Annotated in this window: 23 protein-coding genes; 22 read left to right on the forward strand and 1 reads right to left on the reverse strand. The window is 47.9% G+C overall.

Annotation, left to right across the window (positions count from 1 at the left end; genetic code table 11):
* Window positions 1–320 precede the first annotated feature (320 nt).
* From XMD564_RS07545 to XMD564_RS07580, 8 genes are all read left to right on the forward strand, one after another.
* Window positions 321–1,541, forward strand: coding sequence for an HlyD family efflux transporter periplasmic adaptor subunit (locus XMD564_RS07545; protein WP_173506013.1), 1,221 nt, complete (start codon window positions 321–323; stop codon window positions 1,539–1,541).
* Window positions 1,538–2,710, forward strand: a complete 1,173-nt coding sequence (locus tag XMD564_RS07550) for an FtsX-like permease family protein (RefSeq protein ID WP_173506014.1) — start codon at window positions 1,538–1,540, stop codon at window positions 2,708–2,710. Before XMD564_RS07545 ends, XMD564_RS07550 begins: the two co-directional genes overlap by 4 nt.
* 12 nt (window positions 2,711–2,722) lie before the next feature.
* A complete protein-coding gene (locus XMD564_RS07555; RefSeq protein WP_173484693.1) occupies window positions 2,723–3,406 on the forward strand; it encodes an ATP-binding cassette domain-containing protein in 684 nt (227 codons plus the stop codon).
* A gap of 113 nt (window positions 3,407–3,519) precedes the next feature.
* Complete coding sequence (locus XMD564_RS07560; protein WP_173506015.1) at window positions 3,520–4,107, forward strand: GNAT family N-acetyltransferase; 588 nt, start codon at window positions 3,520–3,522, stop codon at window positions 4,105–4,107.
* A 378-nt stretch (window positions 4,108–4,485) separates the two neighbouring features.
* Window positions 4,486–5,814, forward strand: coding sequence for a patatin-like phospholipase family protein (locus tag XMD564_RS07565; protein WP_173506016.1), 1,329 nt, complete (start codon window positions 4,486–4,488; stop codon window positions 5,812–5,814).
* Between the two features lie 263 nt (window positions 5,815–6,077).
* Window positions 6,078–6,239: a hypothetical protein gene (locus XMD564_RS07570; RefSeq protein WP_173506017.1), complete on the forward strand. Its 162-nt coding sequence runs from the start codon at window positions 6,078–6,080 to the stop codon at window positions 6,237–6,239.
* A gap of 439 nt (window positions 6,240–6,678) precedes the next feature.
* Window positions 6,679–7,638 carry an Ivy family c-type lysozyme inhibitor gene (locus XMD564_RS07575; protein ID WP_173508086.1) on the forward strand — a complete coding sequence of 320 codons (960 nt, stop codon included), beginning with the start codon at window positions 6,679–6,681 and terminating at the stop codon, window positions 7,636–7,638.
* 632 nt (window positions 7,639–8,270) lie between these two features.
* A complete protein-coding gene (locus tag XMD564_RS07580; RefSeq protein ID WP_173508087.1) occupies window positions 8,271–8,723 on the forward strand; it encodes a JAB domain-containing protein in 453 nt (150 codons plus the stop codon).
* 302 nt (window positions 8,724–9,025) lie between these two features.
* Here XMD564_RS07580 and XMD564_RS07585 read toward each other — a convergent pair whose 3' ends face one another.
* Entirely contained in the window at window positions 9,026–9,490 is a 465-nt protein-coding gene (locus XMD564_RS07585; RefSeq protein ID WP_173488701.1) for a cytochrome c, read from the reverse strand.
* A gap of 135 nt (window positions 9,491–9,625) precedes the next feature.
* Between XMD564_RS07585 and XMD564_RS07590 the strand changes: the two genes are divergently transcribed.
* From XMD564_RS07590 to murD, 14 genes are all read left to right on the forward strand, one after another.
* Window positions 9,626–10,534, forward strand: coding sequence for a homocysteine S-methyltransferase family protein (locus XMD564_RS07590; RefSeq protein ID WP_173508088.1), 909 nt, complete (start codon window positions 9,626–9,628; stop codon window positions 10,532–10,534).
* A gap of 184 nt (window positions 10,535–10,718) precedes the next feature.
* Window positions 10,719–11,543 carry a mannosyl-3-phosphoglycerate phosphatase gene (locus XMD564_RS07595; protein ID WP_173481287.1) on the forward strand — a complete coding sequence of 275 codons (825 nt, stop codon included), beginning with the start codon at window positions 10,719–10,721 and terminating at the stop codon, window positions 11,541–11,543.
* A 14-nt stretch (window positions 11,544–11,557) separates the two neighbouring features.
* Entirely contained in the window at window positions 11,558–12,784 is a 1,227-nt protein-coding gene (locus XMD564_RS07600) for a glycosyl transferase (RefSeq protein ID WP_173481286.1), read from the forward strand.
* A 2-nt stretch (window positions 12,785–12,786) separates the two neighbouring features.
* Entirely contained in the window at window positions 12,787–14,529 is a 1,743-nt protein-coding gene (locus tag XMD564_RS07605; protein WP_173508089.1) for an alpha-amylase family glycosyl hydrolase, read from the forward strand.
* A 79-nt stretch (window positions 14,530–14,608) separates the two neighbouring features.
* Window positions 14,609–15,586 carry a 2-hydroxyacid dehydrogenase gene (locus XMD564_RS07610; RefSeq protein WP_371740261.1) on the forward strand — a complete coding sequence of 326 codons (978 nt, stop codon included), beginning with the start codon at window positions 14,609–14,611 and terminating at the stop codon, window positions 15,584–15,586.
* Window positions 15,587–15,595: 9 nt separating this feature from the next.
* Window positions 15,596–16,552, forward strand: coding sequence for a D-2-hydroxyacid dehydrogenase (locus XMD564_RS07615; RefSeq protein WP_173508091.1), 957 nt, complete (start codon window positions 15,596–15,598; stop codon window positions 16,550–16,552).
* A 354-nt stretch (window positions 16,553–16,906) separates the two neighbouring features.
* Window positions 16,907–17,362, forward strand: coding sequence for a division/cell wall cluster transcriptional repressor MraZ (mraZ, locus tag XMD564_RS07620; protein ID WP_173494853.1), 456 nt, complete (start codon window positions 16,907–16,909; stop codon window positions 17,360–17,362).
* A gap of 11 nt (window positions 17,363–17,373) precedes the next feature.
* A complete protein-coding gene (gene rsmH, locus XMD564_RS07625) occupies window positions 17,374–18,312 on the forward strand; it encodes a 16S rRNA (cytosine(1402)-N(4))-methyltransferase RsmH (RefSeq protein ID WP_173508092.1) in 939 nt (312 codons plus the stop codon).
* Window positions 18,313–18,386: 74 nt separating this feature from the next.
* A complete protein-coding gene (ftsL, locus tag XMD564_RS07630) occupies window positions 18,387–18,677 on the forward strand; it encodes a cell division protein FtsL (RefSeq protein ID WP_173481281.1) in 291 nt (96 codons plus the stop codon).
* Complete coding sequence (locus XMD564_RS07635) at window positions 18,670–20,379, forward strand: penicillin-binding protein 2 (RefSeq protein ID WP_173508093.1); 1,710 nt, start codon at window positions 18,670–18,672, stop codon at window positions 20,377–20,379. Before ftsL ends, XMD564_RS07635 begins: the two co-directional genes overlap by 8 nt.
* Window positions 20,376–21,869, forward strand: coding sequence for a UDP-N-acetylmuramoyl-L-alanyl-D-glutamate--2,6-diaminopimelate ligase (locus XMD564_RS07640; protein WP_254445607.1), 1,494 nt, complete (start codon window positions 20,376–20,378; stop codon window positions 21,867–21,869). Before XMD564_RS07635 ends, XMD564_RS07640 begins: the two co-directional genes overlap by 4 nt.
* On the forward strand, window positions 21,866–23,227 hold the full coding sequence (gene murF, locus XMD564_RS07645) for a UDP-N-acetylmuramoyl-tripeptide--D-alanyl-D-alanine ligase (RefSeq protein ID WP_173508094.1): 1,362 nt from the start codon (window positions 21,866–21,868) through the stop codon (window positions 23,225–23,227). Before XMD564_RS07640 ends, murF begins: the two co-directional genes overlap by 4 nt.
* A gap of 1 nt (window position 23,228) precedes the next feature.
* Window positions 23,229–24,311, forward strand: coding sequence for a phospho-N-acetylmuramoyl-pentapeptide-transferase (gene mraY / locus XMD564_RS07650; RefSeq protein ID WP_173481278.1), 1,083 nt, complete (start codon window positions 23,229–23,231; stop codon window positions 24,309–24,311).
* Window positions 24,312–24,319: 8 nt separating this feature from the next.
* Window positions 24,320–25,681, forward strand: coding sequence for a UDP-N-acetylmuramoyl-L-alanine--D-glutamate ligase (murD, locus tag XMD564_RS07655; RefSeq protein ID WP_173508095.1), 1,362 nt, complete (start codon window positions 24,320–24,322; stop codon window positions 25,679–25,681).
* Window positions 25,682–25,753 lie beyond the last annotated feature (72 nt).

Consider the following 25,753-nt stretch of genomic DNA (forward strand, 5'->3'; position numbering starts at 1 on the left):
GCCTTGAGCGTCTGGCAGGTGAAATATTTATAGGTTTTGGCTTGAAGCGAGCCCCTTCGAGGTATTAGCAGAGACGGCAGCTTTGTGCCGTTAGACGTAGCCCCGCTTAGCGGTCAAACACGACCCATAAGAGACATTCGTAGAGAGACTCTAATTGGTGTATAGCGTTTTTCTTGGGAAGAAGGTGCTTGATAGTATTGAATATTAGAATTATCTAATATAAAGTATCCGCAGTTGTGAAGTTCTAGCGATTAAGCGGTATATTGCTTGTACATTCGCAGAAACATTATTTGAAATCTTTATAAAGATGAGAAGGCGCTATGGTTAAGCAACAAGATTCGGATCTGCCCCTACAAATCAATTACCCAGAAAATGCCCCTAAAACTCCAAAGATGAGTTTTAAAATGAAATATTTAATCATTCTGATTCTCCCTTTATTTATGTTTTTAGGTGCTGTCTTAGGAATGTATTTCCAGCCACCAGGGCTTCAAAAATTTTACATTTTGACAGGCTTAGAGCCTGGTGCAGGATCTAAGTCACCAATTGCAATTCCTCCAGAAATCAACCTTCCTAAAGAAATGGAACTAACCTTACTTCCCAGTGATGTGGTTGGTTTAGCTAAAATCATACCTCAAGGTGATATTGCGATAGTTGCATCTCCATACGGTGCAGGTGATGCACGAGTTGCAAAAATTAATGTCTCGATTGGTGATGAAGTATCTAAGGATGATCCCTTAGCATATCTCGATAATAGAGATACTCTTGAAAGTGCAGTATTACTTGCTGAAGCTGGACTGGCTGTTCGGGAAGCTTCAGTTATACAAACTAAACACGCTGTTCAAGCCAGTAGAGATGAAGCTCAAGCGAGCTTAGATCTGGCTAGGGCTTCAGCTATAGATGCTCAAGCCAATTTTGAACGTACACAGGCATTAAAAGATAAAGGCTTAACAACCGCTGCCGCACTTGATTCTGCTAAATCTCGCCAGCTTGAAACACTGCAATCAGTCACTCGTGCGGAGGCCACATTGGCTAGATTTTCATCGATAGACATTGAAGAGCAACCTGATGTAGTGGTTGCAAAACGAAATTTTGAATCTGCAAAAGCTGAATTGGCACGAGCTAAACTAGATCTAAATCGTTCCGTTGTTCGAGCGCCTATAGAAGGTACCATTCTGGATATTCATGTAACTCCAGGTCAGCGCCCGCCTGTCGATGGGATAATGGAAATGGGGAACACGAGACAAATGATGGCTGAAGTTGAGATTTGGCAAGATCGTATTGTTGAGGTAAAGGTTGGACAGCCTGTGGAGCTGACTGCAAATTCTTTAAAAGAAAAATTACTAGGAACAGTCCAACAGATTGGTATAACTGTTGGACGACAGGGACTTATATCAGATGACGCTGCCGCCAACTCTGATGCCAGAGTGTTTACAGTGTTGGTTAAGCTTGACCAAGCATCTTCTAAAATAGCTTCCCGTTATACCAACCTTGAGGCTATAGCTCGTATTGATAGCGGAGCAAGTATTAGGTTGGATAAATGAGTAGCTTACTTCAGCGAATACTTGGTCGACTACCTGTAGGGTGGTTACAGCTAACTTATAAGCGTAGCCGATTTGCTTCAGCACTAGCTGGTGTGGCCTTCGCAAATGTTCTGGTGTTCGTCCAACTAGGCATTATGAATTCTGTGGAGATTGCCACATTAAGACCTTATGAGTTTTTTCAAGCGGACATTATGATTTCTGCTGTTGATGCAAATTCACTAACTGAAGGTGGAAATGTCGCTCGTCAATGGATGCTGAAAGCCTTATCAGATTCTGATGTAGTAGGCGCTACAGGATTGTTTGTCGGCAATGTTCCTTGGGATAGGCGAGAAAAATCAATTTCACTGACTACGTTTGGTGTTGACCCTCTTAAACCCGATTTTATTTCAGATGATGTTTCTAAAGATTTAAGGTTGCTTCAGATTCAAAATTCAGGAGTTTTGGATCGATTGGCGAGAGGGTTGTCTTCTGAAGAGGCAGCTGCAATCAGACCGCAAACACCACTTAATTTTGAAACTCTTAATAAAACACTTACGGCTATTGATACATTTTCAGGGGGTGGTGGATTTGGTGGTGATGGTTATATGTTTGTATCTGACCAGACGTTCCTATCCCTTTTTTCATCTCGGAGTTCGTCAGCGCCCGATCACATCTTACTGAAACTTCGCGCAGGAGCTGATACCGAAGTAGTTGTAGGTCGATTAAAAACTCTAATCTCAGATAAATCCCTCAGATTGCGTAGTTACTCAGAAGCCTCAAATGAGGATGTTCAATACCAGCAGACTCAGAAGCCTACAGGTCTGATCTTTGGCTTTGGTGTTTTGATAGGTGTGTTGGTTGGAATAGTGATTGTTTATCAGGTTCTATCCGCTGATGTTGCAGACCACTTGAGAGAGTATGCAACGTTTAAAGCGATGGGCTATGGTAATAAGTTCTTCCAAAGCATTATTGTTGAAGAGGCAGTAATTCTAGGTCTTTTTGGTTTTGTGCCAGGGTTAATTGTAGGGACTTTCATTTTAACTTTCATGGGGAAAATGACGAATCTACCATTGACCATGACGCCTCTAATGGCGGTATCAGTGTTTATTGGTACTGTAATTTTCTCAATTTTTTCTGGTTTGATCGCCACTAGGCGTCTAGCAGCTGCTGATCCAGCCGACTTATTTTAAGGGGAAATCATTGTGGATAAGCCAGTCGTTGCTGTTAAAGATCTGAACTTTTGGTTCGGGAGTGGTGAGGCAAGTAAGCAAGCTCTCTTTGATATTAATTTAGAGTTACCAAGGGGAAGCTTAACTGTATTGATGGGGCCATCAGGCTCAGGAAAAACAACGTTATTGACATTGATAGGTTGTTTGAGATCAATTCATGAGGGATCAATTAACTTACTTGATCAAGAGTTAAATGGAGCTTCCCATGAAAAACTAACTTCAATTCGTCAGCGTTTAGGTTTTATTTTTCAGGCTCATAACCTGCATGAAAGTTTAACAGCGATCCAAAATGTTGTTATGGGTGTTCAAGTTCGTTCGGGCGTGTCTGATGAATTAGCATACAAAGCCGCTGAACAAGCGTTACATTTGGTAGGTTTATCAAGTCGGTTACATTATCTCCCTGCCAATCTTTCAGGTGGACAAAAGCAAAGAGTGGCTGTGGCAAGAGCATTGGTAGGGAATCCTACATTGGTACTTGCAGACGAGCCTACTGCGGCATTGGATAAAGATAGCGCATCAGATGTGGTTGACCTTCTTAAGCGGCTTGGTGCAGCTAGAGGAACAACAACACTTCTAGTTACACACGATGATAGGATTTTGGATCGTGCAGATCGAATCCTTAAGTTAGAAGATGGAAAAATCGTAGATATAGTATGAGCTGATGCTATGTGCCGATAACCGAAGCCTAGCTGAGTAGTCAAAGACGACCCTTATCGGTCATCTTGAAATACTGATAAACTCTTAACGCCTTCCGTTATGAGAGAGTCCCGATGTCTTTTGTATCTCCAGTTGTGTTGAAAGGAGCGAACGTGCTCTTAGAACCGCTGTCACCAAATCATCTCGATGAATTAATTGATGCTGTTTCTGACGGGGAGCTATGGAAACTCTGGTTTACAACGATTCCAAGCCCAGACGGAATGGCAACCGAGATAGAAAGACGGTTAAAACTTCAGAACGAAGGATCAATGCTGCCGTTTGTCGTCCGTTTTATCGAAAATGGGAAGCTATGCGGTATGACAACTTTTATGAATATCGATGGGGCCAACAAAAGAATGGAAATCGGTTCGACTTGGTATTCTAAAAGCGTCCAGAGAACCAGCGTGAACACTGAGTGTAAGCTTTTGATGCTTACACATGCGTTTGAGCATCTGGAGTGCATAGCTGTGGAGTTTCGCACTCATTTTATGAATCAGAGATCCCGTAACGCGATCACCAGACTAGGCGCTAAGCAAGATGGAATTCTCAGGAATCATCAGCAGCTGGCAGATGGATCGTACAGAGACACAGTGGTTTACTCGATTATCGCTCAAGAGTGGTTAGCGGTGAAAAATCATTTGACCGGTAAACTCAAGCTCTAGAGGCGAACGGCGACTTTGTGCCTTTCGGAGAAGGAGTACGTTTCGGCAGAAACCGACCCTTTTGAGACCTTAAGTATTCTCTAATGCAACTACGTGCCGGATATTTCACTCAATGGCTTTGGGAGGATTACACTATGGTTTCCTTCTTGATGGATTCGCTGGGGTGGTTATATTGTATTTATGCAACGCGTAACTTCATTGCTGGCTTACGTTTAGTCTCTGCTGCATCGGCCATCGCATCAAGACTTGCTCTAGCCACGTTCATACGCGCGTTCCACCTCTGCGGGCGATTAAAATATCCGCATACGGCTGTTCAGATCTTTTTTTTTTTTATAATTTGTACTTCTTGCAGTTAAACGAGTTTCCGAGCAGAGGGTTATGGTGTACTTACGCTATACAGTGTTATTGCTGGTGATGATTCTGAGTGGTTGTGCTTCCACTGTTGTGATTCAAAACGAAGCACAAGAGCTTACGCTGTCTGAGTCGAGTTACTCATTAAAAGAGGTCTACGGTCAACGAGAAGATACCGGCGTCAGTATCATCCTCGCGTTTTCCGGAGGGGGTACAAGAGCGGCCGCGCTTTCGTACGGTGTACTCTTGGAGCTCCGCGATACTGTTTCCAGTGCGGGTAATGGCCAGCGTCAACTGCTCGATGATGTGAAAGTGATCAGCGCTGTATCGGGTGGCAGTTTTACGGCCGCTTACTATGGTCTTTACGGTAATCAGATCTTTACCGATTTCGAATCGAAGTTTCTATACCGTAACATCGAAAAAGAGATCACAGACCGGCTGCTGAGCATAAATCGCGTGCTTTCGCCTCAAAGTCGTGGCGAAACAGCCAGAAATGTCTATCGAGAGTTTGTGTTTGGTGATTCAACCTATGCCGATATGCGTCGCGTCAATGCACCGATGATCTTGATCAATGCGTCGGATCTTAGCACTGGCGCACGCGTCTCATTCGTTCAGGATTTCTTCAATCTGCTCTGCTCGAATTTGAATTCCATGCCTGTTGCAAATGCGGTTGCGGCATCGGCGGGTGTACCTGTTCTCTTTGAGCCTGTCGTTGTAGAGAATTACGATACCTGTGACATATCGCCGCTAGTCAAAACAATGGAGCGTGCAAAGGATAACGTCGATAACCAGGAGATCAGTCAGGCTCTATCCGGTATCGTAAAACTGGCACAAGACAAAGAACATTATCGTTATCTTCACCTCGTCGACGGTGGGATCACCGACAACCTTGGATTGAGGTCGTTATATGAAGTGGTTGAGCTTCATGGTGGTATAAAATCGTTTTTCAAAGAGATGGGCCGGCGCAGCGACTCTAAATCGGTTTTGATATCAGTGGATGCGTCGACTGATGCGACGTACGGCATTGGGTTGTCAGAAAAAGAGCCAAACCTTCAGCAGACGTTAAATGCGTTGACCGATATCCAATTGCATCGCTACAACGCCTCTACCATTGAGTTGATTCGAAAACTCTTTAAGTCGTGGAACGACGCGTTATCGACGCGCGATCATAGAGTCGATAGCTATTTTGTAACGGTGGCGTTAGCTGATATTGAAGATATGGAGGATCGGGCTTTCTTCAACCAGATTCCAACCAGCCTGAACCTGATGCCAGAGGAGGTCGATAGACTTATAAAAGCGGGCAGATCTCTTTTGCGAAACAACGCTGAGTTCCAACGATTGGTTAAATCCTTATAGGACGCGATTCTTTGTGATAGGAGCATCCTTTGGCCATCAGGTTTAAACCTTGTACCTATAAAGGGGGCTCAGCCTGTTCTGACTACATTTAAGAAAATGTTTGTTCTGTGTCGTTGAACGAAGTGCCCCAAGCGGAGCAGAACAGACCCAAGTGATCAAGTCTATATTTCTATATTAAACCTTGTTGAATGCAATCTATATTAGTCTCCAATAGAATTCTAGAGGAATTGCGTTTGTTTAGGGACTCTTTCAGTTTATGCATTATGATTGCAGTCGGTTTGGCGCCTATTATTGGTCTTTTGTTAAACGCATCTATCGTTGATTACTACGAAAAATACCTACTGTTATGTGTCGCTGTGACTGCATTTGCAACGGTGGATCAGCTCTATCTACTTCATCGAGATAGTCACAATGAACGCGATTAGATAGACTTGGGACGTCAATTTAACCGTTATCTATCAAGTTAGAACTGCTGCTTTGTGCCGGTAACAGCCTCTCATTGTTACTGGTACATACTCCAAAACTAGCCCTCCTGAATTACCTACACGACCATACACCTAGTTCTCACGTATTCCTCCAAGAACCTTTACATACAAACCTCTACACAGAACGTGTTTTGACGTACATGAACGTACAGATAAGTTCATGTTTGTGAGTTCTTGTAACTAGGCGCTTGGGTAGAGTTCGGACGGATAATCAAAAACCTGGTGATACTTAATCCGTCCGCTTTAAATTAAGGTTTGGCGGCTGTTCACGCCCCACAAGAGACACTGGGTTAGGAACGAAAAACGGCACAAAGCAGCCCTTAATTGTACTAGAATCAAATTAATAACGTTTCTAGGAAGTGATTATGGAATCAAAACGATGATAGACCTGCTTTACACAGCCATCAAAAAACTGCTCATGATGTTTTTACTTCAGCTTGTAGCTGTTTTGACTGTGCCTGTTTATGCGGAGGACAATCCAGCGCCTGACGATTTCGTCGGAGTGCACGCACTAGAAAAATTCTACGGGTATCCAGAAAAACTTCTGCCTGACACTTTATCCAATGTCATTGATCAACCAATCTACCGTGCTAAGTGGGACAGTTTGTTTGAAGGTGAGACGGGCGTAGAAACCTGGTTGGCTGAATACTTGGATAAGGGTGCAGAAGAAAATCCAGTTGAGCTCGTACGGGAAGGCGATTTCGAATTTGAAATTTACAGTCTGTGTGATCCTAACAACTGTCAGGGCAGCCAATTTCATTTTGTCGTCTCTAAAGCCTGCCCTAAGGCTTTCGGGTTGATGACTAGTTTCGACGAAGCCACCCGGCAGTTTGGCGTGAAGCTGAAGCTATATGATGGGGATAAGCCATTGTATATTCTGACTGAGTTGGCTTCGCACTGTTCTTGGGACCACTGGATCGACGAAGTAGGAAAACATGAAGGGCCTGACTATTTAACCGATGTCATCGATAAACCAGATTACCGGTTGAAGTGGAATAGTTTGTTTGAAGGCGAAGTAGAAGTAGAGCAGTGGTTGGCTGAATACGTGCACAACGGAGCTGTGGAGCATCCTGTTGAGCGCGTAGAGGAAGGCGGTTTCGTTTTTGAAATTTATAGTATATGTGAGCCTCACAACTGTTGGGGCAGCCACTTTTATTGGTTCGACTCCAAAACGTGCCCTCTTGCCCACGGAGTGATGACTAGTTTCAACGAAGTCACGCGTCAGTTTGGCGTGAAACTCAAGCTCTATGATGGGGATAAACCATTGTATGTTCTGACTCAGTTTGCTGACCTATGCAGAGCCAAACTTGAAGAAGATCTGGCTGATCAGGGTTCATAAAAAAGCTTCGCTGGGCCTGCAAAGTTAACGTGATCATTCAATGACACCTATGTGCCGAATACAGCCACTGAACTAGCCATCTCTCAATCGATGTTTGCCACTCCTAACGGAGTGGCATCATCTCTTATCCTTCGCGCTTATGGAGTGGCGTAGCTCCGTGTCGCTTCGCTAACTTCGCTACTGCTCCAGCGCTAAGCAACGAGATGAACAGTATTGACTGCTAGTTCTGAAGTTTAGTTTTGTTTTAATTTTTTATTATAGAAAAATGGAACGATTTTGCCTGGCAGGTCATGTTGGGCTGTTATCAAAACTAGGGGGTATACCCTGGGACATACCCGCTTACCATTACTCCCTAGTTCCTCTTCAGTGCCAATCATTACCGCCATATTTGGTATTACTTATATCTTTACTCTTATATAGGGGTTCACCACTTTTGGACGAGCTTGCTCAGCAAAAGATCAGACCAGACCAGACTAGCCATACGTAAAACCCCTCGCGTTTGGTGAGAGGGTTTTACTTACTTACACAACTTACTGATCACACATACCCCCCCCTAGTTGTATTTATCCAAGGGGCTCATTTCCCGAAGTCTGATTCTTGTGGGTGGAATCTAACAACTAGGGGATAAGCCCATGACTAAATTTACAAACCAAGAGCAGCAGGTCATCAATGCTGCGCTTAAGATCATCCAGAACAAGCTCAGCGAAGAGAATGGCCTGGCATTACCAGTAGAGATACAGAACTATCTGCGGATAAGACTGGCATGTGACAAAGACGAATGGCTATGCGCCATGTTCATGAATAACCAGTACAGGATGATCAGCTTCCAGAGGCTCTTTAGAGGCCCTGTGAGCGTATCTAGCATTATGCTGAGGATAATTGCTCGTAAGGCTCTAGAACTCAATGCTGGGGCTGTAGTGCTGTGTCAGAATCATTTAGAGGGTGACGTAGTACCTAGGGATGAAGATCGGGTGTTAACAGGCAAGGTTAGAGATGCACTGGCGTTGTTTGGCATACAACTGCTAGATCACATCTTCGTATCTAAGAAGGATTCGTACTCGCTGGCTGAGCATGAGTTGTTGTGATTGATGTGTTTTTGGTAGAGCGTAATTAAACAATTTGGGTTGTTTTGGTAGTACAAAAAGTGGTACAAAATAGTTGTTTGTTACGTAATATTGAGTAAAAAGTAAACCCCACTCGGAGCAAGACCAAATAGGGACCTGTTAGGCGTGGCCCACGCTAGGTCCGGGTAGGTCGCTGGAGGTTAGGAGTGATCCTAATCCTAGATGAATGACTGTCCACGACAGAACCCGGCTTATCGAAAGACTCACCCAATACCAAAAAGGCCGCTCTCAAATAGAGCGGCCTTTTTATTGGTCACTACCGCCTAATCTTTATATTTTTTATGGCACTCTATGCACTGGTTTCTAAGGCTGTGCAGTGTGTCTTGAAAACGCTTCAGATCGTTTGGAGTCTCTTCTGAAAGTTTCTCGGTGGTTGCAACAAACTCCGCCATCATCGATTGAAATTCAGAACCCTCGCTCCAGATCGATGCATTAGCATCACCCCAGGGGGCTTTAGGTTCAAACTGGGAAGCTAAGGGCTGTGTCGCTTTGACTAGATTGGCCGAATACTTCTTGATCAGCTCTGGCTGAAAAGAGATTCGCTCTTTGGCCATATCGTCCAGTGGTGAAAAATTACGCCGTACCTCCTTAAAGCTGTCAGTACGAAGCGAATGCCACTCTCTAAAATACTTCCCATCGGTCTCTTGGGTGTAGTGTTGGTAACCCAAAACGGATAAACCGATCATTGCCAGTAAACCGATCGTGATGATGGATATTTTTCTGTTCATGTCATTTGCCTGAATTGAGCTCTATTCATAGATTACAAATTTCGCTAGGGTAGCAACCCGTTTAGCTTTTGTGCCGTATACGATACCTCATGCGTAGCCGTTCAGGCAGATAATTTAACAATAGGTGTTAGGGTTTTGGTTAACGTTGGTTTTTTGGATGGTGGTGTAGGTCAGGAGATCTTTCAGCGTGCGGGCAAGCCACGTCACGCTCTCTGGTCTGTCGAAGTTATGATGAACCAGCCTGATATTGTTCGTCAGGTGCACTCGGATTATCTTAATGCTGGTGCGAGAACACTCTGTCTAAATACCTACACCGCGACCCCAACTCGTCTCAAGCGAGCGGGTGTCACTCATCCTATTGAGTCCATCTACAGCTTGGGCAGCAAAACGCTTGAATCCATTCGTGAATCCTCTGACACTCATTTTGATATTGCAGGTGTGTTGGCTCCGATTGAGGGGAGCTATTTACCCAATCCGCCACGCAGCTACCAAAGCCTGTTAGATGAGTTTCGATTGATCTGTGCGCTGCAGCCAGAGGTTGATCTGTTAATGATCGAAACGATGAGCAACTCCACTGAAGCGCGTGCTGCATGCCGGGCGGCACAAGAGACCGGTAAGCCTTTTACTCTTGGTATCCGTGTTGAACCCAATGGTCTGTTGAGATCAGGGGGGTCGATAGAAGATCTCTTAACCGCTGTGAAAGAGTTTGATCCCAATGGGTACTGGATCAACTGCTCTGCACCCGAGGAGGTGCCTGCAGCATTGAAACAGATCGCTGACCATCACAAACCCTTTGGTGCCTACGCTAATGGCTTCTCATCTGTTGAGCCCCTGGCTGCTGGTAACTCGGTCGCCGAGTTGATGGAGCGTAAAGATCTTACCCCGCATCAGTATGCCGAACTGGCGCTGGATTGGTTTGAAACGGGTGCTCGGTTAATCGGTGGTTGTTGCGCGATCTCTCCCAAGCACATGCAGCAGACGGCCGAGTTGCTCTCTCTTCAGGGTGCGCAGTTGGTGCCGGTCTCACAGATCCTGAAACCCTAATCGCTACTAAGCCACTAGGCGGTCGTTAGGTGTGCACCATCATGGTGCATAACTCTGCCCATTGACTGTGCATTTTTGGTGCGTACTCTCAATCTGTTTATATTTTATCCTATAAAAACAAAGGTTTATAATTTCTGGTACCCTGTTTGCAGTAGCTTCATAACGAATACTTAGATGAACTGTTATGAGTCGACTACTGCTCTCTACCGATCTGGATGGAACCCTTCTAGATCACTACACCTATAGTGCCGCGCCCGCGGACACACTCTTTCCGCTATTAAATCGGCTGAATATCCCTTGGATTTTCAATACCAGTAAAACAGCACCTGAGTTGATTGCGCTGCGAAGCCAGTTGGCCAACTCACACCCCTTCAGTGTCGAGAACGGTGGAGCTATTTATCTGCCCAAGGGGAGTCAGTTAGCAGCTGATTGGGAGATGCAAGAGCACCTCGGGTTTAACGTCATCAATCTTGGCCTGACACGCTCTGAAATTTTGTCACGAGTTGAGCCTTTCAGATCGCAGTTCAACTTCTATGGTCTGTCGGAGGTCTCTGCTGATGAGATGGCTGCTTTGACCGGGCTCTCGCTTGAACGGGCTCAGTTAGCTCTGGATAGGAACTTCAGCGAACCCCTGGTCTGGAGAGACTCTGAAGAGCAGCTTCAACGTTTTGCGCTATCTCTAGCGAAGGTGGGTATCCAAGTCGTTAAAGGGGGGCGTTTTGTCCACCTGCAAGGTGAAGTATCAAAAGCGCTCTCTCTTGCGTGGTTGATCGATCAGTATAAAACGCTTTGGAACAGTAGTGTCGAGAGTGTTGCGCTGGGTGATGGTGAGAACGATCGCGCGATGCTTGAGATGGCGGATATTGCCATACAGGTTCGATCTCCCGTTCATAGCTTTCCAGTTATTAATGCCTCAGGTGAGGTGATTCAAACAGATCTTTGCGGGCCAGAGGGTTGGTATCAAGCGGTTAAGGCCTTGATCACTGATCGATTCCCCGATGCATTTTAATTTAGGAGTATTTCATGGGCGATTTTTATCAAAACGGTATCATTACAACGCTGCATAATTTGTCAGATAGACCGGTTGAAGCGCTTGAATCAGAGTTGATGGAGTTCTCTAAGCAGCGGCCAATGGGGTTGATCCTACCCTGTCTCTACTCGGAGTTGGAGACCGAAGCGATGCCCAATATTCTTGAGCATCTAAAGCAGGTCCCCTACCTGTCACAGATCGTGATCGGTCTAGATAGGGCCGATGAACAGCAGTACCGTGATGCCTTAAAATTTTTCTCCGATCTTCCACAAAATACCAAAGTGCTCTGGAATGATGGCCCACGTCTGCGTGCCGTTGATGAGATTTTGCAAAGTCATCAGCTATCCCCCGATCAACCCGGTAAGGGGCGGAATGTTTGGTTCTGCATGGGTTATGTATTGGCATCGGGTGTTGCCGAGTCTGTGGCAATGCACGACTGTGATATTTTGACCTACGATCGTTCTCTGCTGGCGCGACTTATCTACCCGGTTGCCAACCCCAACTTCAACTACGAGTTCTGTAAGGGGTTCTATGCGCGGGTGGCTGACGGCAAGATTAATGGTCGTGTCAGTCGATTGTTGGTTACCCCGCTGTTAAGAGCACTGAAGAAAGTGTGTGGGCCTCTCGATTATCTGGAGTATCTAGACAGTTATCGCTACCCCTTGGCGGGCGAGTTTTCGTTCAGACGCGATGTGATGAATGATATTCGTATCCCATCCGATTGGGGTCTGGAGATTGGCGTATTAAGTGAGATGACTCGCAACTACTCCAACAACCGCCTCTGTCAGGTTGATATTGCCGACATCTACGATCATAAACATCAGGACATCTCGCTCGATAATGAGAATGCCGGACTCTCTAAAATGTCGATCGACATTACCAAAGCGGTGTTCAGAAAGTTGGCGACCAATGGCATTGTCTTTAATCAAGAGACCTTCCGAACCATTAAGGCAACCTACTTCCGGATTGCTCTCGATTTTGTGGAGACCTACCGCAATGACGCACTGATCAACGGTTTGAAGTTAGACGTTCACCATGAGGAGCAGGCTGTTGAGCTGTTCGCTCAAAACATTATGAAGGCGGGAACTCACTTCTTGGATCATCCAATGGAGACCCCCTTTGTACCAAGCTGGAACCGCGTGATCAGTGCCTGCCCAGATGTGCAGCAGATGATTTTAGATGCGGTCGAAGCGGATATGAGCGAATTTGGGGAGGGTTGATCATGACGACACTAAACCACACTCCGCTTGAGCAACGCGTAGCCGCACATCTAACGGCTCTCTACCCTGATAGGGATATTCACGAACTGACCCGGCAGTGTCTGGAAGTTATGCGGGTCTCAGTGGATACCCCCTCTCCTGAACCACATCGAAATATATGGGATCAGTCTGATGTCATGCTGATCACTTATGCTGACTCGCTTAGGAAAGAGGCTGAAGTGCCCCTTAAGACATTGAATGACTTTGTAAAGAGTCGTCTTTCAGAGAGCATCTCGGTGGTTCATCTGCTGCCATTCTTTCCATTCAGTTCCGATGATGGCTTCAGTGTTATGGACTACACCACGGTCAATCCCAGCTGTGGAGATTGGTCTGATATCCGTTCCATGACCCAATCTTTTAAGGTTATGGGTGACCTGGTCATTAATCACTGCTCAAGTCGCAGCCTCTGGTTTGAGAACTACAAAAAAGGGATCGATCCAGGGGCGGGTTACTTTTTTGAAGCCGAGCCTGAATGGGATCTGTCGCAGGTGGTTCGCCCCAGAACTTCGCCTCTTCTTAAAGAGGTACGTACTGTGAATGGCGAGAAGCACGTTTGGTGCACATTCAGTCATGATCAGGTCGATCTAGATTTTACTAATCCAGATCTGCTGCTAGAGATTCTCTCGATCATACATCTCTATCTGGAGCAGGGGATACGTTGGTTCCGCCTCGATGCGGTGGCTTTTTTGTGGAAGGTGCCTGGCACCAGCAGTATCAACTTGCCAGAGACTCATGAGGTGATACGGCTGCTACGACTGCTCATAGAGCACCACTCACCGGACGCCGTCATCATTACCGAGACCAATATTCCCAACTCGGAAAACCTCACCTACTTTGGTAACGCTAATGAAGCGCATCTGATTTATAACTTTTCCCTCCCTCCGTTACTGATTAATACCCTGGTGACAGGTGATTGCACTCATTTGAAGCAGTGGTTGATGACTATGCCTCCTGCCCAATATGGCACAACCTATCTCAACTTTATCGCGTCACATGATGGTGTTGGCTTGCGACCGACTGAAGGGCTGCTGAGCGAATGGGAGATCGACAACCTAATTGGCACCATGCAGAGGTTTGGTGGTCGAGTCAGTTGTCGAACGGACGCCGAAGGAAACTCCAAGCCTTATGAGATCAATATTAGCCTTTGGAATGCTATGGCTGGCACGCATCAGTCGGGTCCTGATGGGCTTCAGTTTGCACGCTTTATCTGTGCAGCAGCAGTAATGATGGCGCTCGAGGGTGTTCCGGCTTTCTACATTCATTCATTGTTAGCGACAGAAAATGATGTCGAACGCATCGAGCACACGGGTAGCTTTAGGTCGATCAATCGTCATGTGTGGGATGCTGATCGATTGGAACAACAGCTCTCTGCAGAGACCCATCACAAAAAGGTGTTCGAAGCGATGCAGGCTCTGCTGAAGGTTCGTCGCAAGCAGCCGGCCTTTCACCCCAACGCGACCATGTACACCTTGCACACAGGGGAATCGCTGTTTGCATTCTGGCGTCAAAGTATCAATCGCTCCCAGAGTATTTTTGCCGTCTATAACATCACCAATGAGCCGCAGACCTTTAATTTGTCGCAGTTGAACCTGGTGATCACCGATGAGTGGACAGATCTCGTTAGTGGAGAGGTGTTTGATGACCGGCTGGCACAAGTGACACTGCGCCCCTATCAATATCTTTGGTTGACCAATAAACCAGCCTAATTCTTTCAGTTATTTGGCACATCGCATAAGCTTGACCTATTAGGGGTTGAGTAGAGCGATGGTGCCAATGAAAGCCATAGTGTTTAGTGCTAGAAAAGATGAGAAGAGTTACCTGATCGACGCCTTTGAGGCTTCAGGTCATGAGGTGATGTTTGAAGAGGTACACCTTAATCGAAAAACTGCCGAGTTGGCGGCCGGTTTCGATGCTGTTGTCGTGTTCGTCAATGATCAGTTGGATGAGTCTTGTCTTGAGAGGCTGGCAGAGCTCAGCGTTAAAACAGTGGCGCTTCGTTGCGCGGGTTATAACAACGTCAATTTAGATGCTGCTAAACGGCTTGGTTTATCGGTTGTACGAGTGCCGGCCTATTCGCCATATGCGGTAGCCGAGCATGCTTTAACGCTTCTGATGACACTCAATCGACACGTTCACAAAGCCTACAATAGAGTGCGAGAGGGTAACTTTTTGCTGGATGGCTTGGTGGGGCGTGATATTCATCGCAAGACGGTTGGGGTAGTCGGCACCGGTAATATTGGTTCAGTCTTCTGCCAAATTATGAGGGGCTTTGACTGTCGTCTGTTAGCCTATGATCCTAATCCCTCTCAAGATCTAATCGAGCAGGGCGTTGAGTACGTAGAGCTTGATAGCTTGCTGGAACAATCAGATTTTATATCCTTGCACTGTCCGCTCACGGCTCAGACGCATCATCTGATTAGTGAGCGTGCATTGGCACTGATGAAACCTAAGGCTATGTTGATCAATACCTCTCGTGGAGGTCTGGTCGATACCAAGGCGGTTATCAATGCACTTAAACAGGGTGGGTTGTCGGGTCTAGCTATCGATGTTTATGAAGAGGAGGCGGATCTCTTCTTTGAAGATCAGTCTAATCGGGTCATTGCGGATGACGATCTGATGCGCTTGATGACCTTTCCCAATGTAATAGTAACCGGGCATCAGGCCTTTTTGACCGAAGAGGCATTAACTAACATTGCTCAGACAACGGCGAACAATCTAACCTGTCTGGAGCAAAAAGCCTCTTGTGAGAACCAGCTTGTTTAAAGGTAACCCATGATAAAAACCATTTTTCTTGATCGATCAACGCTTGGTCCGACGGTCTCAATAACCAAGCCAAGTTTTGAACATGATTGGATTGAGTACGATCGCACCGCTCAGTCTGAAGTGGTCGAGCGTCTGCGTGGCGCCCAGATTGCGATCTCTAATAAGGTGCCTATTCGTGCCGAGGCTTTTGAGCAACTGCCTGACTTGAAGTTGATTGCCGTTGCCGCGACAGGTTATGACGTGATTGATGTGGGAGCTGCTCGTGCCCATGGGGTCAGTGTAGTAAATGTCCGTGGCTATGCGACTAATACCGTCCCTGAGCATGTGTTAGCCCTTATGTTTGCACTGCGTCGTTCCATTGTTGGTTATCGCCAAGATGTTATTGATGGTGAGTGGCAGAGAGCTCAGCAGTTCTGCTTTTTTAACCACCCGATCAAAGACCTTGCTGGAACAACCATGGGAATCGTCGGTCGGGGTGCGTTGGGTAGTGCTCTAGGGCGTCTCTGCTCGGCACTCGGAATGAAGGTTCTCTATGCTGGACGTAAAGGTGAACAGAACCCGCCCGAAGGTTATATCCCCTTCGATCAATTTCTAGCTCAAAGTGATGTGATCTCACTTCACTGCCCGCTGACCCCGGAAACGCGCGGATTGATTGGTGCGGATGAGTTTGCGCAGATGTCTCGACAACCTATTCTGATCAATGCTGGTCGGGGTGGTTTGGTGGATGAACAGGCGTTAGTTGAAGCGATAAACAGTCAGCAGATTGCAGCAGCGGGCTTCGACTGCTTAACCTCTGAGCCAATCAACGACGACCACCCGTTTCACGCTATCCTCACCAGGCCAAATGTCATAGTGACACCTCATGTTGCCTGGGCAAGTGAAGAGGCGATGCAGACTTTATGGGATCAGTTGATCGGTCATATCGATAATTTTCACAAAGGTGAGCCAAGCAATTTGGTGAACTGATTCTCCTCTCTGGAAGATGTTCTCATGGCGGATGTCAGGCTGAAGGCCTGACACCGTCACTCCGTAGTTATTTTCTTGCACCGGCGACTGGCTTTAGCCTGTCACCCGCTCTCTTATTACGCGCGATATTTCTACTACCGCCCCGCTTTTACACCCCTAATAGATGAATTTATATCCACTTTTTTGAAGTTGCATTGCAGCTTGTGTGGGGCTATAGTGGCGTGGAGTGGTAAAAAGTGGGTTAAAGTGGGTCATAGTGGAGAAATGGTGGAGAAATGGTGGGGGAGCCGGCTCTTCGCGTGAGTGGCGATTTAAGTCGCAACTCAAGAGATTCACAGATAGGAGTGGTAACGAATGTTCCGTGGGGTCAACAAAATCAATTTGGATGCGAAGGGGCGCATGGCATTGCCTGCGCGCTATCGCGACCAAATTGCAGACTGCTGCGAGAACCAGTTAGTAGTTACCATCGATACAGAAACTCGCTGTCTACTTCTCTATCCGTTACCGGAGTGGGAAACCATTGAGAAGAAGATTGAGTCTCTACCAAGCTTTAACCCCGCGGCCCGCCGCATCCAGCGTCTGTTGATAGGTCATGCTACTGATCTTGAGCTGGATGCGAACGGCCGTTTTCTATTACCACAACCCCTTCGTGAATATGCGCAGATGGACAAGAAGTTGGTACTTCTTGGTCAGGGCCGCAAATTTGAGATCTGGAGCGAGGACCAGTGGTTAGACGCTCGAGATCAATACCTGGCTGAGACCGATGAGTCGAGTGCTCTGCCAGATGATCTTCAAACGCTTTCGCTTTAGGGGGTGGCTCAATGAGTGACTCTTTCAAGCACATCACAGTCCTTCTAAACGAAGCGGTCGACGCGCTGGTGCAAGATCCAGCTGGTATCTATGTCGATTGCACCTTTGGTCGTGGCGGCCACAGTGCGTTGGTGTTAGAGAGATTGAATGAAGAGGGTCGTTTAATTGCTATCGATAAAGACCCTGAAGCGATCGCTTTTGCTCATCAACGTTTTGCCGATGAGCCGCGTTTCTCAATTGAGCATGGCTCCTTCTCACAACTTCAATCCTTTATCGAAGCGCGTGGCTTAACGGGCAAGATTTCTGGCGTGTTGATGGATCTGGGTGTTAGCTCACCGCAGCTGGACGATCCCAAGCGTGGCTTCAGCTTCCAGAATGATGGTCCATTAGATATGCGGATGGATACAACGTCTGGCGAGAGTGCCGCGGACTGGATCAATCGTGCCTCTGAAAAAGAGATCGCCGATGTTCTATTTACCTATGGCGAAGAGAAGTTTGGTCGTCGCATGGCGGCGGCGGTTGTTCGTGAGCGAGAGATAGAGCCTATAACCACAACGGCTCGTTTGTCCTCGATCATTGCAGAAGCTAACCCTAAATGGGAGAAAGGCAAGAACCCAGCGACTCGTGCCTTTCAGGGGATTCGAATTCATATCAATAAAGAGCTTGAAGATGTTGAGCAGGTTCTTGATCAATCCCTAGAGGTGCTTGCTGTTGGTGGGCGTCTTGCAGTCATCAGTTTCCACTCGTTAGAAGATCGAATTGTTAAGCGCTTTATTCGTACTTATGTGAAAGGGGATGAGCATCTTCCTGCAGGTATACCGGTTACGCAGGATATGTTGAATCAACGGCTGAAGGCGATCGGTAAGGCGGTCAAAGCGGGTAAGGATGAGGTGTCTGATAATCCACGATCCCGAAGTGCGGTGATGAGAATAGCGGAGAAACTCAAATGATCCCATTCTCTATACCCTTCAAGGATAGGCTGGCCATAAAGCAGAAGCCTAAGCAACAAACTAAAGAGCTGCCCATGTTAGAACTTGGTCAGCTTTTTGCACCTCTGGTCTCTGGCTTTTTATTGATTGCTTTCATCTTTATCTCTGCCTTGGCGGTGATCTACACCGCTTACGACTACCGTCGTCTGTTCAATCAGCATCAGGTCCTGGTGCGTCAAAGTGACGAGCTGCGCATTGAGTGGGGGCAGCTGTTGCTAGAGCAGTCGGCTTGGGGTGCAAACAACCGAGTTGAAGTGTTGGCAGAGCAACGCTTAGGCATGAAGATGCCTAAAGCTAATGAGATTAGGCTGGCGATCGATGAGTAACGAAGAGGTGGTACAGACTCAAGCGGCAAAAGGCTGGCGGCTGTGGCTGGTCTTCATTGCACTCGTGCTTATCTCTGGTGTGATTGTCGCTAAGATGGTGTCGCTCTATACGGCGGAGCAGGCGTTTCTTCAGAAGCAGGGTGATGCTCGATCGCTTCGCACTCGCTTAACGCCTGCGCATCGCGGCTTGATTACCGATCGCCATGGTGACCCCTTGGCGGTCAGTGCACCGGTGGCGACCATTTGGGCTGACCCTAAAGAGACTGATCTACAAAATTCAAACTTGCCTCAGTTGGCTCGTCTGTTGAGTCTTAACCCGCAATCACTACTCAACTCGCTAAAAGAGAATCCATCACGTCGCTTCATGTACCTTAAACGACAGGTAACGCCTGAATTGGCAGAGCATGTGAATGATCTCAATATTCGTGGTATCCATGTCGATCAAACTTTCCGTCGTTTCTACCCGACCGGCGAAGTGTCAACTCACTTAGTTGGGTTCACAAATGTGGACGGAAAAGGGCAAGAGGGCTTTGAGTTGGCCTTTGATGAGATGCTGCATGGCGAACCTGGCCGAGCGCTGGTTCTCCAGGATCGCAAGGGACGCACCATCAAACACCTAAAATCTCTGCAGGAGGCAGATCCAGGTGAAGATTTAGCGCTCAGTATCGATCTGCGTTTACAGTATTTAGCCTACCGTGAGCTCAAAGACGCGGTTCAGACGCATAAGGCCGATTCGGCATCGGCAGTTATTCTTGATGCTCGTACTGGTGAGGTATTGGCCTTAGTTAATCAGCCCTCTTACAACCCGAACGATCGCCGAAATTTGAACCCTAACGGGCTGCGTAATCGTGCAGTTACCGATATTTTTGAACCGGGCTCAACCATGAAGCCGATCACGGTTGCCGCCGCCTTGATGAGTGGCGATTACCAGTTTGAGGATGTGATCGATACTTCGCCAGGTTATATCCGAGTTCGAGGTTCATCCATTCGTGATCACCGTAACTACGGTGAACTGGATATGACAGGCATCATCACCAAATCGAGTAACGTCGGTGTCGTTAAGCTGGCGCTATCGATGGAGACTGACGCGGTTCGTAACCTGATGTTTAACATGGGACTGGGTCAGCCCACCAATACCGGTTTCCCAGGTGAGCGTTCAGGCGTGCTGCCTTTCCTAAGTGAACGTCAAGAGGTAGAACGTGCGACCTTGTCCTACGGATATGGTCTATCGGTGACGCCGCTGCAGTTAGCTCAATCGTACATTCCCTTCGCGAATCAGGGCGTTAAATTACCCGTATCACTCTACAAATTGGACGAAAAACCTAAGGGTGAGCGTGTGATGCCAGCCGAGGTGGCTACCCAGGTGCTTGGCATGATGGAAACGGTTGTCACGCCAATTGGAACGGCTAAACAGGCCGCGGTGACCGGCTACCGTGTTGGGGGTAAAACGGGTACAGCTCACAAAGCCGTTGCTGGCGGTTACGCAGAAGATGCCTATGTCTCAGTATTTGCCGGCATCGCACCGATCAGTGATCCTCGAATTGTCATGGTGGTGATGGTCGATAACCCTAAAGGCCAAGAGTATTACGGTGGTGCGGTGGCTGCGCCCGTCTTTTCACGAGTGATGGGCGGTGTGCTGCGCTTAATGAATATCCCACCCGATAATTGGGAAGAGGCCAGTATGCAGGTGGCTTCAAAATGACCCAGTTATCACTGCAGTGGAATCTTAATGAACTCCTAATGCCATTTGGCCTAAGGAGCTCTGAGGTTTCTGTTACGCGACTATCGCAAGACAGTCGTGAAGATCAGTCCGGCTCACTGTTTGTGGCGCGTTCGGGTGCCAACTACAGTGCATGCGATTTCGCTGAGCAGGCCGTTACCAAAGGGGCTAAAGCGGTTCTGTTGCAGGGTACGGTAGCCGATGCATCACAATTAGCTGAAAAACTGAATGTTGAGGTGATTGCTTGGCAGCCTGAGATCTGCTCTTTGGCTCAGCTAGCGGATCGTTTTTACCGCTCACCCTCTCGTTCGATGACGCTGGTCGGTATTACCGGTACCAACGGTAAAACTTCCTGTGCTCACTTCCTTGTTCAACTGCTCTCACTATTGGGCCGTCGTGCCGCTATGTTGGGCACGATCGGTATTGGCTTTTTAGACGATCTTAAGGTCTCTAGTCATACCACGCTGGATCCGATAGCGTTGCAAAGAACTCTGGCAGAGTTGCTTAAAGCGGGCGCTGACAGCGTAGTGATGGAGGTGTCGAGCCACGCCATTGATCAGGGGCGAATCGATCAGCTAGCCTTTGATTTAGTGGCCTACACCAACCTGTCACGTGACCACCTGGACTACCACGGTTCGATGGAAGCTTATGCCGCCGCCAAAGCGAAGTTGTTTGACGCCTATGGGGCACCGCTGCAATTAATTAATGCCGATGATGAGTACGCGGTAACATTGTTAAATAAGCCAACCGACGCAAGTCGCTTAAGCTTCTCTACGACATCGAAATCAGCGGATGTCGCTTCGTACGATCCTAAGTTTAGTGCCAAAGGACTCTCATTTACGCTAGAGATGATGGATCAAACCATTAGGGTAGACGCACCACTGATGGGTAGCTTTAACCTCTCCAATCTGACCCTGGTGATCGGTGCAGCGGCGATGCTGGGTTATGACCTAAGTGATGTCGAGCGATCTGTCTCTAAAGTTCAGCCGGTGCCGGGTCGTATGGAAGTAGTCTCTAACGCAACCGAGCCTTGTGTCATCGTCGATTATGCCCACACGCCGGATGCGTTAGAGAAAGCGCTAACCGCCTGTCGAGAGCATTTGGCCGGTGGCGAATTGCTGACTCTGTTTGGCTGCGGCGGTGACCGTGATCGTGGAAAACGCCCAATGATGGCAGCCATTGCCGAGCAGTTGGCTGATCGGATTTGGGTGACCAGTGACAACCCTCGCACCGAAAACCCTCAAGCGATTATTGAGGAAGTGATGCAAGGTTTTGCTGGCGATAAGCCTGTCCTTGAAGTGATCGGTCGTGCCGATGCGATTGATCAGATTATTGCTCAGGCATCGGTTAACGACATCGTTTTGATCGCCGGTAAAGGTCACGAAGATTATCAAGAGATCAATGGCGAACGCCTGCCCTTCTCAGATCAAAAACAGGCTCTATCAGCATTGAGAGGAGGTGTCACACTATGATGCGCGACTACTCTCTGATAGAGCTTGCGGCCGAATTAAACGCTGAGCTTAAAGGTTCAGATACTAAGATTGAACGAGTGATTACTGACAGTCGCAAAGCCTGTTCGGGTGATCTCTTCGTCGCTCTAAAAGGAGAGCGATTTGATGCTCATGCGTTCGTTGAGCAAGTTAGCCAGCAAGGTGCATCGGCCGCTGTTGTCGATCATCCACTCGAGCTGCCTATTGCTCAGCTAGTCGTAGCCGATACCCGAATAGCATTGGGACAACTGGGTGCACTGAATCGTCAGCAATTTTCTGGTCAGCTGGTTGCTGTGACAGGAAGTGCCGGTAAAACCAGTGTTAAAGAGATGTTGGCAATGATGTTCTCCTCGCTGGCGCCCACTTTGGCTACTCAGGGCAATTTGAATAATGACATCGGTGCGCCTCTGACCCTGCTTGAGCTCTCACCCGAGCATCAGTTTGCAGTGATTGAATTGGGTGCTAGCGCAGTCGGTGAGATCGATTACACCGCTGCACTGACTCAGCCAAATATCGCCATTCTTAACAATGCAATGGAAGCCCATGTAGAGGGGTTCGGTAGCCTTGAGAGTATCGTTCAGGCTAAGTCAGAGATCTATGACGGCCTCGTTGAGAGTGGAGTCGGAATCGTCAATTTAGATGATCCGCATGCCCAGGTTTGGACAGATAAACTGGATCGTTTGAATAAGCGCTGGATCGGTTTTGGTTTGAACGAATCAGCAGAGTTATCCGCAACGAATCTGAGAGTGAATGACCACGGCTGCTTTGGATTTACTCTGACATATCAAGGCAATCAATACGCTGTTCAGCTCTCTGTTATGGGGCGTCACATGGTCTTCAATGCGCTTGCAGCCCTTGCTGCTTGGGTCGCTTCGGGTCAGCCCATTGCCAGCGCAATCAAACCGCTGCAAAACTACACAGGGTTCAAGGGGCGCCTGCAGGTTCATTCACTCAAGCCCTCTCTTGCATTGATTGATGACTCCTACAACGCTAGCCCTTCCGCCGTTAAAGCCGCCATCGATACTCTGATGACTCTGGATGGCGAGCACCTGCTTGTCCTCGGAGATATGGCCGAGTTGGGTGCTGACGCGGAGGCGCTTCATTCAGAGATCGGTCGTTATGCCAAGCAGCAGGGGGTTGATCGTCTGATGGCAACGGGTCCTCTGATGGCCAATGCGGTGTCAGCTTTCGGCGAAGGGGCGAGTCATTTCGCTTCGCGTGATGAATTGATTACTGAGTTAACACATAACCTGCCTAAAGAGGGTGCTCTGCTGGTTAAAGGTTCACGAAGTGCAGCGATGGATCGTGTCGTCGATGCACTAATAGAGATGGAAAAATAGTATGTTGGTCTACTTAGCAGATTACCTTTCTCAGTTTTATAGCGGCTTCAATGTCTTCAAGTACATTACGCTGCGCGGCATTATGGGTGTGTTAACGGCCCTCGCCATGGCGCTTTGGATGGGACCTCACCTGATTAGAAAGCTTCAGATAAAACAGATAGGACAGGCTGTTCGCAACGATGGGCCAGAGTCACACCTAAGCAAAGCTGGCACACCGACTATGGGCGGTGCGCTGATTATTCTAGCGATTATCACCAGTACCTTACTCTGGTCAGACTTAACGAACCCCTATGTTTGGGTGACGCTGTTTGTACTGGTGGTGTTTGGTGCTGTTGGCTGGGTGGATGACTGGCGCAAAGTCATTGAAAAAGACTCACGAGGTCTGCCTGCAAAGTGGAAATACCTGTGGCAATCTGTGGGCGGTGCCGCGGCCGCTGTGGCGCTCTTTTGGTTGGCCGAAACACCCGCTGAAACCGATCTCTTGATTCCGTTCTTCAAAGATACCGCGCTGTCACTGGGTCTGCTTTTTATACCCTTCGCCTATTTTGTCATTGTCGGAAGTTCCAACGCAGTCAACCTAACCGATGGTTTGGACGGCTTAGCCATTCTTCCGACGGTTATGGTGGCCGGTGCACTGGCGGTTTTTGCCTACCTGACGGGTCACGTTAAGTTTGCAGAGTACCTCAATATCCCTTACATCCCTGGCGCCGGTGAGTTGATCATTCTGCTCGGCGCCATTATTGGTGCCGGTTTAGGATTCCTCTGGTTTAACACCTACCCAGCGATGGTCTTTATGGGCGATGTAGGTGCACTCGCGCTAGGCGCTGTATTGGGTGTGGTCGCGGTTATTGTTCGCCAAGAGCTGGTACTTCTCATTATGGGCGGAATTTTTGTGCTGGAAACGGTCTCAGTCATTCTGCAAGTGGCGTCGTTCAAATTGACGGGGCGTCGCATCTTTAGAATGGCTCCAATCCATCACCACTTTGAGTTGAAGGGTTGGCCTGAGCCACGAGTCATCGTCCGTTTCTGGATCATCAGTTTTGTACTGGTGTTGATCGGCTTAGCCTCATTGAAAATACGATAGGAAATAACGTGTCACTGATTACCAGCGATAAGCGCAGAATCATTATTGGCCTAGGTCAAACTGGCCAGAGCATCGCACGCTTCTTTGCAAGTCGTGGTCTGCCGTTTGCCGCTTGTGATACACGTGAGACAGCTGCTGCAATTGATGCATTCCGTCATCAGTACCCTGAAGTTGAGCTACAAACCGGTCCACTCAATGGTGAATGGCTGAGTCAGGCAGATGAGCTAGTGATCAGTCCAGGTGTCGCAAAAGATCAGCCTGCGATTCAGGCAGCCATTGCATCGGGTGCTAAATTGATCGGTGATATTGATCTATTTGCACGCGAGGTAACGGCTCCGATCATTGCGATTACCGGTTCCAATGGTAAAAGTACCGTTACGACGCTAGTTTGGCAGATGGCCGTCGATGCCGGGTGTCGTGCAGAGATTGGCGGCAATATTGGTATTCCGGTTCTGGATCTATTAGCCAAGCCGGCTGCCGATCTCTATGTTTTAGAGCTCTCCAGTTTTCAGCTTGAAACCACGCATGATCTCAAAGCATCAGCAGCGACCGTATTGAACATGTCGGCTGATCATATGGATCGTTATGACGGTATGCAGGGGTATCATGCAGCGAAACACCGCATCTATCGCCACTGTCAGCAGGCGATTTTTAATCGTGAAGATGCTCTTTCAAGACCTCTAGTACCGAACAGCACTAAACAGACCTCCTTTGGTTTGGGAGCGCCCGACCTTAATCAGTATGGCCGATTGATGGTTGAGGGTAAGCCTTGGTTAGCAAAAGGTGCTGAGGCCCTTATGCCTGTTGCCGATATGAAGATGCGTGGCGAACACAATGAGTTGAATGCATTGGCGGCTCTGGCTCTGTGCGAATCTCAGGGGCTGGAACTATCGTCCCTTTTAAAGACCCTGTCTCAATTCCCGGGACTCGAACACCGCTGTCAGTGGATTGCAGAGCGAGAGGGTGTCAGCTGGTTCAACGACTCTAAAGGTACCAATCTTGGCGCTACACTGGCTGCCGTTGTGGGTCTTGGAGAGACGCAAGAACGCACACACTCATTAATCTTGATCGCGGGTGGACAAGCGAAAGGTCAGGATTTTTCGGGCCTAAAACTACCTAGCCAACGCTACTTAAAATCACTCATTCTGATTGGGGAAGATCGCCAACAGATGGCCGATGAGATCGGTTTTGAAGCAACCTGTTTTGCTGATTCATTGATGGACGCAGTGCGTTTGGCTGAGTCTCAAGCAGAGTCGGGTGATGCGGTTCTGTTATCCCCAGCTTGTGCAAGTTTCGATATGTTCACAGGGTTTGAAGATCGTGGTCATCAGTTTGTGGCGGCCGTGAGAGAGGTGTTGTCATGCGATTAACGCTTCCCCATTTTAGTAAGCTTTGGAATTTTAAATTGCCTGCGGAGCTGCGTGTTCCTCAGGGCACTTTAC

This window comes from Marinobacterium sp. xm-d-564 (assembly GCF_013283345.1).
Lineage (GTDB): Bacteria > Pseudomonadota > Gammaproteobacteria > Pseudomonadales > Balneatricaceae > Marinobacterium_E.

Excerpts from the sequence above, each read along its gene's own strand:
- XMD564_RS07545 (WP_173506013.1), top strand. The coding sequence starts at position 321 with ATGGTTAAGCAACAAGATTCGGATCTGCCCCTACAAATCAATTACCCA.
- XMD564_RS07550 (WP_173506014.1), top strand. The coding sequence starts at position 1,538 with ATGAGTAGCTTACTTCAGCGAATACTTGGTCGACTACCTGTAGGGTGG.
- XMD564_RS07560 (WP_173506015.1), top strand. The coding sequence starts at position 3,520 with ATGTCTTTTGTATCTCCAGTTGTGTTGAAAGGAGCGAACGTGCTCTTA.
- XMD564_RS07565 (WP_173506016.1), top strand. The coding sequence starts at position 4,486 with ATGGTGTACTTACGCTATACAGTGTTATTGCTGGTGATGATTCTGAGT.
- XMD564_RS07570 (WP_173506017.1), top strand. The coding sequence starts at position 6,078 with ATGATTGCAGTCGGTTTGGCGCCTATTATTGGTCTTTTGTTAAACGCA.
- XMD564_RS07575 (WP_173508086.1), top strand. The coding sequence starts at position 6,679 with ATGATAGACCTGCTTTACACAGCCATCAAAAAACTGCTCATGATGTTT.
- XMD564_RS07580 (WP_173508087.1), top strand. The coding sequence starts at position 8,271 with ATGACTAAATTTACAAACCAAGAGCAGCAGGTCATCAATGCTGCGCTT.
- XMD564_RS07585 (WP_173488701.1), bottom strand. The coding sequence starts at position 9,490 with ATGAACAGAAAAATATCCATCATCACGATCGGTTTACTGGCAATGATC.
- XMD564_RS07595 (WP_173481287.1), top strand. The coding sequence starts at position 10,719 with ATGAGTCGACTACTGCTCTCTACCGATCTGGATGGAACCCTTCTAGAT.
- XMD564_RS07600 (WP_173481286.1), top strand. The coding sequence starts at position 11,558 with ATGGGCGATTTTTATCAAAACGGTATCATTACAACGCTGCATAATTTG.
- XMD564_RS07605 (WP_173508089.1), top strand. The coding sequence starts at position 12,787 with ATGACGACACTAAACCACACTCCGCTTGAGCAACGCGTAGCCGCACAT.
- XMD564_RS07615 (WP_173508091.1), top strand. The coding sequence starts at position 15,596 with ATGATAAAAACCATTTTTCTTGATCGATCAACGCTTGGTCCGACGGTC.
- mraZ (WP_173494853.1), top strand. The coding sequence starts at position 16,907 with ATGTTCCGTGGGGTCAACAAAATCAATTTGGATGCGAAGGGGCGCATG.
- rsmH (WP_173508092.1), top strand. The coding sequence starts at position 17,374 with ATGAGTGACTCTTTCAAGCACATCACAGTCCTTCTAAACGAAGCGGTC.
- ftsL (WP_173481281.1), top strand. The coding sequence starts at position 18,387 with ATGTTAGAACTTGGTCAGCTTTTTGCACCTCTGGTCTCTGGCTTTTTA.
- XMD564_RS07635 (WP_173508093.1), top strand. The coding sequence starts at position 18,670 with ATGAGTAACGAAGAGGTGGTACAGACTCAAGCGGCAAAAGGCTGGCGG.
- XMD564_RS07640 (WP_254445607.1), top strand. The coding sequence starts at position 20,376 with ATGACCCAGTTATCACTGCAGTGGAATCTTAATGAACTCCTAATGCCA.
- murF (WP_173508094.1), top strand. The coding sequence starts at position 21,866 with ATGATGCGCGACTACTCTCTGATAGAGCTTGCGGCCGAATTAAACGCT.
- mraY (WP_173481278.1), top strand. The coding sequence starts at position 23,229 with ATGTTGGTCTACTTAGCAGATTACCTTTCTCAGTTTTATAGCGGCTTC.